General features: G+C 38.4%; 8 protein-coding genes, 1 tRNA gene and 1 pseudogene. 7 read left to right on the forward strand and 3 right to left on the reverse strand.

Annotated features, from left to right (window positions below):
• Positions 1-120 precede the first annotated feature (120 nt).
• The 7 genes from glmM to rplT all read left to right on the forward strand — a co-directional run bounded on the left by glmM (position 121) and on the right by rplT (position 5,230).
• Positions 121-1,461: a phosphoglucosamine mutase gene (gene glmM / locus JU57_RS11970; RefSeq protein WP_037961416.1), complete on the forward strand. Its 1,341-nt coding sequence runs from the start codon at positions 121-123 to the stop codon at positions 1,459-1,461.
• A complete protein-coding gene (gene lspA, locus JU57_RS11975; RefSeq protein ID WP_037961419.1) occupies positions 1,454-1,903 on the forward strand; it encodes a signal peptidase II in 450 nt (149 codons plus the stop codon). Before glmM ends, lspA begins: the two co-directional genes overlap by 8 nt.
• Positions 1,904-1,982: 79 nt before the next feature.
• Positions 1,983-2,058: transfer RNA gene (locus JU57_RS11980), tRNA-Val, on the forward strand.
• A gap of 52 nt (positions 2,059-2,110) precedes the next feature.
• A complete protein-coding gene (thrS, locus tag JU57_RS11985) occupies positions 2,111-3,928 on the forward strand; it encodes a threonine--tRNA ligase (RefSeq protein WP_037961422.1) in 1,818 nt (605 codons plus the stop codon).
• Positions 3,925-4,440 carry a translation initiation factor IF-3 gene (gene infC, locus JU57_RS11990; RefSeq protein ID WP_037961424.1) on the forward strand — a complete coding sequence of 172 codons (516 nt, stop codon included), beginning with the start codon at positions 3,925-3,927 and terminating at the stop codon, positions 4,438-4,440. The genes thrS and infC overlap by 4 nt, the downstream gene beginning before the upstream one ends.
• Before the next feature lie 127 nt (positions 4,441-4,567).
• Positions 4,568-4,762 carry a 50S ribosomal protein L35 gene (rpmI, locus tag JU57_RS11995; RefSeq protein ID WP_037961427.1) on the forward strand — a complete coding sequence of 65 codons (195 nt, stop codon included), beginning with the start codon at positions 4,568-4,570 and terminating at the stop codon, positions 4,760-4,762.
• Between the two features lie 114 nt (positions 4,763-4,876).
• Positions 4,877-5,230 carry a 50S ribosomal protein L20 gene (gene rplT / locus JU57_RS12000; RefSeq protein ID WP_037961431.1) on the forward strand — a complete coding sequence of 118 codons (354 nt, stop codon included), beginning with the start codon at positions 4,877-4,879 and terminating at the stop codon, positions 5,228-5,230.
• A gap of 146 nt (positions 5,231-5,376) precedes the next feature.
• Here rplT and ccoG read toward each other — a convergent pair whose 3' ends face one another.
• The 3 genes and pseudogenes from ccoG to JU57_RS12015 form a co-directional block, all read right to left on the reverse strand.
• Entirely contained in the window at positions 5,377-6,744 is a 1,368-nt protein-coding gene (gene ccoG, locus JU57_RS12005; protein ID WP_037961439.1) for a cytochrome c oxidase accessory protein CcoG, read from the reverse strand.
• Complete coding sequence (locus JU57_RS12010) at positions 6,734-7,432, reverse strand: recombinase family protein (protein ID WP_051906843.1); 699 nt, start codon at positions 7,430-7,432, stop codon at positions 6,734-6,736. Before JU57_RS12010 ends, ccoG begins: the two co-directional genes overlap by 11 nt.
• Before the next feature lie 109 nt (positions 7,433-7,541).
• A pseudogene (locus JU57_RS12015) lies at positions 7,542-7,722 on the reverse strand (IS982 family transposase); the annotation flags it as partial.

A 7,722-nucleotide genomic window follows, 5' to 3' on the forward strand; every position in this document is an offset into this window, starting at 1 on the left:
CATCTCTCCTCGTGGTGTTAGGGTACTAAAGTACCATTATACCCTTTACATGTAAAGATTAAAAAAGTTTTGTTACAATTTGCGTATCATTTTACATGTAAAGAGAAAACAGGAAAAACAATGAAACTTTTTGGAACCGATGGTGTACGAGGTAAAGCAGGTAAAAAACTGAGTGCTTTTATGGCAATGCGATTGGCTATGGCAGCAGGGATCTATTTTCGTAAAAACTCCATTACCAATAAAATCTTAGTGGGAAAAGATACCAGACGCAGTGGGTATATGATCGAAAATGCGATTGTCTCAGGCTTAACGGCTGTGGGATACGATGTCAGACAAATTGGGCCTATGCCAACACCTGCCATTGCCTTTTTAACCGAAGATATGCGTTGTGACGCAGGTATTATGATTAGTGCATCGCACAATCCTTATTTTGATAACGGCATCAAATTTTTTGACTCTTTAGGTAATAAACTTGGTGAGGTAGAAGAAGCGGCGATTGAGAAGATCTATTTTGACGATGCGCTCATTGAAGCCAATCAAAAAATCGAATTTGACATCGGACGATCTAAACGAGTCGATGATGTGATTGGACGCTATATCGTGCAGATCAAAAATTCTTTTCCAAAAAACTTAACCCTTAAAGGGCTGCGCATTGTGCTTGATACTGCCAATGGTGCAGCGTATAAAGTGGCTCCTACGATTTTCAATGAACTGGGTGCGGATGTGATTATGATCCACGATGATCCTAATGGAAGCAATATCAATCTTAATTGCGGTGCTTTGCATCCTGAAGAGTTAGGCGAAGAGGTGAGACGCTTGCGAGCGGATGTGGGATTTGCCTTTGATGGTGACGCCGATAGACTAGTGGTTGTGGATGAAAATGGAAATCCTATTCACGGCGACAAGCTTTTAGGGAAGATCGCAACCTTTTTGCAAAGCCAAAATAGGCTGGCTAACAAAGGCGTGTGTGTTACGGTTATGAGTAACCAAGCGTTAGAGGATTATTTGAAAAAAGCAGGGATTAAAACGTACCGATGTGATGTGGGCGATAAAAATGTTCTAGAGACCTTGTACAGAGAAAAAATTAACTTTGGAGGCGAGCAAAGTGGGCACATTATTCTCTCTGATTTTGCCAAAACGGGAGATGCGTTAGTTGCAGCACTTTCTGTTATGCACTGTATGCTCACAGAAAAGAAAAAAGTGAGCCAACTGCTCAATCCTTTTGAGCTTTATCCACAGTTACAACAAAATATTAAAATTGACAATAAAATTCCTCTGAACGAACTCAAAGGATACACAGCCCTTGTCTCAGAATTGGAAAGTAAAAAAATCAGAGTGCTGATTCGCTACTCGGGAACTGAAAATTTACTGCGCATTTTACTGGAAGGTCAAGATGAAAAAACACTCGAAGAACAGATGGAAAAAACCGTTAAATTTTTTAAAAGTGCCTTAAATGAATAGAGCAGGGATCGTTGTTTTAGGAGTAGGGTGTTTCATTTTTTTCACGGATCAATGGATAAAAATGTTTTTTTTAGAAGGCTTTCGCTGGCAGGGAGAATTTTTTTCTTTAATTCTAACCTATAATAAAGGCGTTGCCTTTTCGATGTTTGCTTTTTTGGAAGAGTACCTTAAATACATCCAGTTAGTGTTAGTGGGTGGACTAGGGATGTACCTACTTTTTCATAAAGAGATACTTCGTCTGTACGCGCTTCCTATTGGAATTATCGCAGGAGCTGCGCTGAGTAATATTTTTGATCGGTTTATTCATGGTGGTGTGGTTGATTATTTCTTTTGGCATTATGGCTTTGAATTTGCGGTGTTTAATTTTGCTGATGTCATGATCGACGTAGGGGTGGTTTTGATTTTATACCGCTCATGGAGAGCGTCTAAAAAAGTGTTTTAATCTTACATGTAAAGATTTTTTCATAAAAAACGTTGCATTTTCGTTTTTTTTTGGTATAATCTCAGCTCTTAAATTGTGTGGCCGCGTAGCTCAGTTGGTAGAGCACTACCTCGACAAGGTAGTGGTCGGAGGTTCGAATCCTCTCGCGACCACCATTTTTTGTTCTCCCGTCTGTTTGGGAGTTCATACAAGTAAAAGGATCTGATTATGATGAATGATGTTATAGCCTACAAAGAAGGCGCTCTTGTCATCGACACCCAAACTGCTACTGCTTCCTCAAAGACTTACGAAGACAAAATCTTATTTGACAACTCTAAAGATGCCCTTGAAGTGATCCGTCACTCCTGTGCGCACTTAATGGCTCAAGCGATTAAAGCGTTGTACAAAGATGCACAATTTTTTGTTGGACCTGTCATTGAAGACGGTTTTTACTATGATTTTCGTGTCAATGAAAAGATCGGCGATGCTGATCTTAAAGAGATTGAAAAAAAGATGACGGAACTTGCTAATGCCAAGTTACCCATTGAAAAGATTTATACGACTAAAGTGGCTGTTATGAAACATTTTGAACACGATGATCTTAAGCAAGAAGTGTTGCTTCGAATTCCTGATGGCGAAGTTTCCATTTATAAGCAAGGGGATTTTGAAGATTTATGCCGTGGCCCTCACGTTCCCAATACCAAATATCTTAGATTTTTTAAACTCATCAAAGTTGCAGGGGCTTACCTTGGCGGTGATGAAAAACGTGAGATGTTGACACGTATCTACGGAATAGCATTTGCAGATAAAGAGAGTCTCAAAGATTATGTCACGATGATAGAAGAGGCAAAAAAACGCGATCACCGTAAAATTGGTAATGAACTTAAACTCTTTACCTTTGATGATGAAGTGGGTGCTGGTCTTCCTATTTGGTTGCCTAATGGTGGAAAATTAAGAAGCAAACTAGAACAACTTCTCTTTAAAGCACACCGTCAACGTGGTTACTTGCCAGTACGAGGTCCTGAGATTTTAAAATCAGACGCATGGAAAATAAGCGGTCACTACCAAAATTACGGTGAAAATATGTATTTTACCGTGATTGATGAGGCTGAGTACGGCATTAAACCGATGAACTGCTTAGGACATATTAAAGTGTTCCAAAGTGAAGTAAGAAGTTACCGTGACTTACCTCTTAAGTTTTTTGAATACGGTGTGGTACATCGTCATGAAAAAAGTGGTGTTTTACATGGGCTCTTTAGGGTTCGTGAATTTACCCAAGATGATGCGCATATTTTCTGTACACCCGATCAAATTAAAGAGAATGTTTTAGAAATTTTAAGTTTTGTCGATTCTATTATGAAAACATTTGGATTTAAGTATGAGATGGAAATCTCCACACGTCCTGAAAAATCAATCGGCGATGAAAAATACTGGATAGCTGCAACCGAAGGGCTTAAAAAAGCACTCGATGAAAATGGCATCCATTATGGCATTGATGAAGGTGGTGGAGCGTTCTACGGTCCTAAAATTGACATTAAAATTACCGATGCACTCAAACGTAAATGGCAATGTGGTACTATCCAAGTTGATTTTAACTTGCCGGAGCGTTTTGATATTTCATATGTCGATGCGAATAACGAACATGCACGTCCTGTCATGCTGCATCGAGCGATTTTAGGTTCGTTTGAGCGGTTTATTGGTATTTTGATTGAGCACACGTCTGGAGAATTTCCATTCTTTATCGCACCAATTCAAGCGGTGATTGTACCTATTTCAGATGCGCATTTAGAGTATGCTAAAACATTAGCCAATGCTTTGATAGCAGAGGGCATTGATGTTGAGGTCTCTTCTAAAAATGAGAGTCTCAATAAGCGTATTCGTAACGCTGAAACCATGCGTGTACCGATGATTTTAGTGATTGGCGATGCCGAAGTTGAAGGACAAAGCGTTGCCGTAAGAGACAGACGCGAGAGGACACAGTATAATTTGACAAAAGAAGCATTAATATCAAATATGAAGGATAAACTTAGTGAGGTACACTTTTGAGTAAAGACAAAGACGTTATACTAAACGACGAAATCAGGGCAGCTGAGGTAAGATGTGTTGGCGATGATGGCACACAATATGGTATCATTACCAGAAATGAAGCTCTTGCGAAAGCAGACGAGCTAGGATTAGATCTCGTTTTAATTGCACCTGATGCAAAACCACCGGTTTGTAAAATTATGAACTATGGTAAGTTTAAGTATCAACAAGAAAAGAAGTTAAAAGAGGCACGCAAAAATCAGAAAATTATTGAGATCAAAGAGATCAAACTTTCTGTAAAAATTGCTGCTAATGATATTAACTATAAAGTCAAGCATGCTAGAGAATTTCTAGAAGAGGGCAAACATGTTCGTTTTAGGGTTTTCCTCAAAGGTCGTGAGATGTCTAATCCAGAGATTGGTGAGCAGGTTTTAGAGAGCCTTTGGCCACTGATAGAAGACATCGCCGAGCGCGAGAAAGCTCCAAAGCTTGAAGGACGCTATATTAATATGCTGGTGACTCCTAAAAAATAACTCCAGTTCATCGTAATCTTTCACTCTTTTAATCCCCTCTAAGGAAAATTAAGCTATTATAGCCGTTTTCTAATGCTAGGGGGGGATATTTCCTCATTAGATTTTAGAATAATCACAAGGAGTAAGCATGCCGAAAATGAAAACGGTACGCGGTGCAGCCAAACGTTTTAGAGCTGGTAAAAATAGGATCAAAAGAGGCGCAGCCTTTAGAAGTCATATTCTTACTAAAAAACCAACGAAAAGAATGCGTGGTTTGAAAGTTGCTAAATCTGTTGATGCACGCGATGAGAAGTCCGTTAAATTAATGCTTTGTAAAGCATAAATTCAAAAGAGTTTTTGACAAGAGTCATTCACCCTACATGTAATGTTCCCCTCGTTATGAGGGCAAGTTCCCCAGCGGGACACCGACATTGATTTATTTGGTCAAGGAGACACCATGGCAAGAGTAAAAACAGGTATCGTCAGAAGAAGACGTCACAAGAAAATTTTAAAGATGGCAAGAGGCTTCTTTAGTGGAAGAAGAAAACACTTTAGAAAAGCGAAAGAACAAATTGAAAGAAGTTTAGTTTACGCATTCCGTGATAGAAGACAAAAGAAAAGAGATTTTAGAAGACTTTGGATCACACGTATCAACGCAGCATGCAGACTTAACGACATTAGCTACTCACGCTTCATCAATGCTCTAAACAAAGCAAATATTGATTTAGACAGAAAGATTCTTGCAGATATGGCGATGAATGACCCTGAAGCCTTTGCAACCGTTGTAAAACAAGCAAAAGCAGCGCTTTAATACTTACACACTAGATGGTGGTTTATCCATCATCTAGCCCCTCCTTTTTCACCCTCACTTTTTTGTTATGATAATTGAGAAATAAATAGCTATTGCAGTATTAAAAGAGTGTGTAAGGAAAAGTCTCCTTACACACATAGATTTACTTACGGTTGAACATCACTCTTTTTAGGATAGATAAAAATCGTGTGGCGCTCTACCATGATAGTTTCTTTGGCATCAACGGCAAAGGCTTTTACTGTAATAGGAAGATCTTCTCCTTCTACTTTAAGCTCTTTAGGCACGGAAACAAGAATCACAACTTTTTTAATTTTCTCACCGGCTTTGAGTAAAAAAGGTTCACTGGGCTTTTCGATTTTTATATCATCATTGGAAATATCGAAATAATAAAGATGGTCTTTTGAATCCGTATTTTGAAACAAGAAGGTATAGACATTTTCAACGGTTTTGCCATCGTCTGCCATTTTATAAAGTTGGCTGGTACGGTTGATATTTAAGAGCATGTACTCTTTTTGCGTTCCCATAGCAAATAAGCCGATAAGCGCAATACTGAGTGCTACCATATAGGCAATGGTTCGAAAGCGGAAATAGTGTGTTTTCACGCCCTTCTCAGCGGCATTTGAGCTGGTCCATGTAATCAAGGATGGTTTTCCCAATTTCTCCATAATGGGAGTACATGCATCAGCACACTCTAAACAGTTGATACACTCTAATTGCATTCCTTTGCGAATATCAATATGGGTTGGACAAACGCGCACGCACGCTTCACATCCTGTACAATCATCGGTTGCTAAAGGAGGTTTACTTCCGAGTTTATGCCCTTTTTCATCATAAATCATTCCGCCACGCTTTTCATCATAAATGGTTTGAAGGGTGTTCTCATCAAAAAGAGCGGATTGGATACGTGAATAAGGACAAATATAGACACAAAAATTCTCTTTTAAAGAGACAATATCGTAGATCAAAAAAAGTGCTATACCTATTAAAAATCCATAAACCACGGTATGCTCAAGAGGATCTTGTAGATAAACAAAAAAATCTTCAGGCGGAATGAAATACCATAAAAAGTTGGATGCTGCCAACAAGGCTAGACACGCCCAAATCATAACGGCTAAAGTGCGTTTAACGAGCTGTCCTTCAGGTTTTTGTTGTTTGTTTTTAATGCTTTTATGAATTCCTAAGAGCTTTGTTTGGATAAGATCCCTAAATATAATTCTAAAACTTGTTTGAGGACAGGCCCAACCGCACCATACGCGTCCTCCAAGAGTGGTAATAAAGAAAATACTCAAGAAAAAGAGTATTAAGACAAATGGCATCAAATAAAGTTCCTGCATATCAAATGCAGTGAAAAGAAGATGCAGCTGCTTTTTATCAAAACTGAGTAAGAAAAAGTGCTTTCCTTCTACAGTAATAAATGGCAAGATTAGCGCAATAAGTGTAATGATGCCAAAACTAATATAGCGTTTCAATCTATAATACGTAGGTTGAGTTGAACAATCGCTATTACAATTCATCGTGTATTCCTTCGAGTTGATCTATGGGTTGCTTGATAAGCGAGCACTCTTTTGCAATGGGCGATTTTGCAGGGCTAAGTGGTGGTTTACGAGATGATTGAAGTAGGGTTATTTTTGCTTTGACAATTTCTTTCAGCCCTCGTGAGTTCACATAATCTTTTAATGAAGTACGACTTACATGTAAGATTTTTGCAATTTCGCTAATGGAGGTGCGATTTTCAAGTAATTCAATTACTTGAGGACGGTACATATCAAATTTAGATTTGGACATACGTCCTTTTGGTCGTCCTTGTGTCTTCTCTTTATCCAGTGTTTGATTGAGTTCTCTCTGCTTGACCAGAAGTTCTAGAAGCATCAACGGTTTAGCATCCACATGAATACAGACATTGGCATCGGCAATGTGTACCGATATAGAGCGTGTCAGTAAACACTCAAAGACTTTAATCAATTCTTCTATATTGTTGGAAAAGGTTGATAGATCAAAAATGATAATATGATCATTTTTGGAAAGAGATCGTAAAAAACCTTTAAACTCTTTACGCTCTTCCAGCTCCAACGTAGGGTCGGAGTTTTCAATCTCTGTGGTATCGATTTTGAGATCGTGGTGATGAGCGTATTTCATGATCTGTTTTTGCTGAACGATGATGGGTGCGTCATCGCTTCTATTTTTTAAAAGGACAATATTCATAAAAATGTCACCTTTTTATCATTAGTATAAGCGAAAGTATACAGACATTGACGTAGAAAGTCAATATAAAATTGAATTTCTACGTCATTATTTATAAAAACCCAAACTGCTAGTTAAACAGTAGAGCTTTTTTGTCATCAGCAAGCTTCAAAAAGCAATTGATAGCATAAGCGGTGATGAAAAGTTTGAGCTTGGTTAAAAAGCCACCAATGGTTGTAGCCTTAATGACTTTACCAAATTTAGCTGTTATCATAGAAAAGGCCGTTTCAACGCCTTTTCTGATTCTACGC

The organism is Sulfurospirillum sp. SCADC, assembly GCF_000743525.1.
Lineage (GTDB): Bacteria > Campylobacterota > Campylobacteria > Campylobacterales > Sulfurospirillaceae > Sulfurospirillum.

What these genes read in the sequence shown, in the direction of transcription:
- rplT (WP_037961431.1), top strand. Translation starts at nt 4,877, where the DNA reads ATGGCAAGAGTAAAAACAGGTATCGTCAGAAGAAGACGTCACAAGAAA.
- ccoG (WP_037961439.1), bottom strand. Translation starts at nt 6,744, where the DNA reads ATGAATTGTAATAGCGATTGTTCAACTCAACCTACGTATTATAGATTG.
- thrS (WP_037961422.1), top strand. Translation starts at nt 2,111, where the DNA reads ATGATGAATGATGTTATAGCCTACAAAGAAGGCGCTCTTGTCATCGAC.
- lspA (WP_037961419.1), top strand. Translation starts at nt 1,454, where the DNA reads ATGAATAGAGCAGGGATCGTTGTTTTAGGAGTAGGGTGTTTCATTTTT.
- rpmI (WP_037961427.1), top strand. Translation starts at nt 4,568, where the DNA reads ATGCCGAAAATGAAAACGGTACGCGGTGCAGCCAAACGTTTTAGAGCT.
- JU57_RS12010 (WP_051906843.1), bottom strand. Translation starts at nt 7,432, where the DNA reads ATGAATATTGTCCTTTTAAAAAATAGAAGCGATGACGCACCCATCATC.
- glmM (WP_037961416.1), top strand. Translation starts at nt 121, where the DNA reads ATGAAACTTTTTGGAACCGATGGTGTACGAGGTAAAGCAGGTAAAAAA.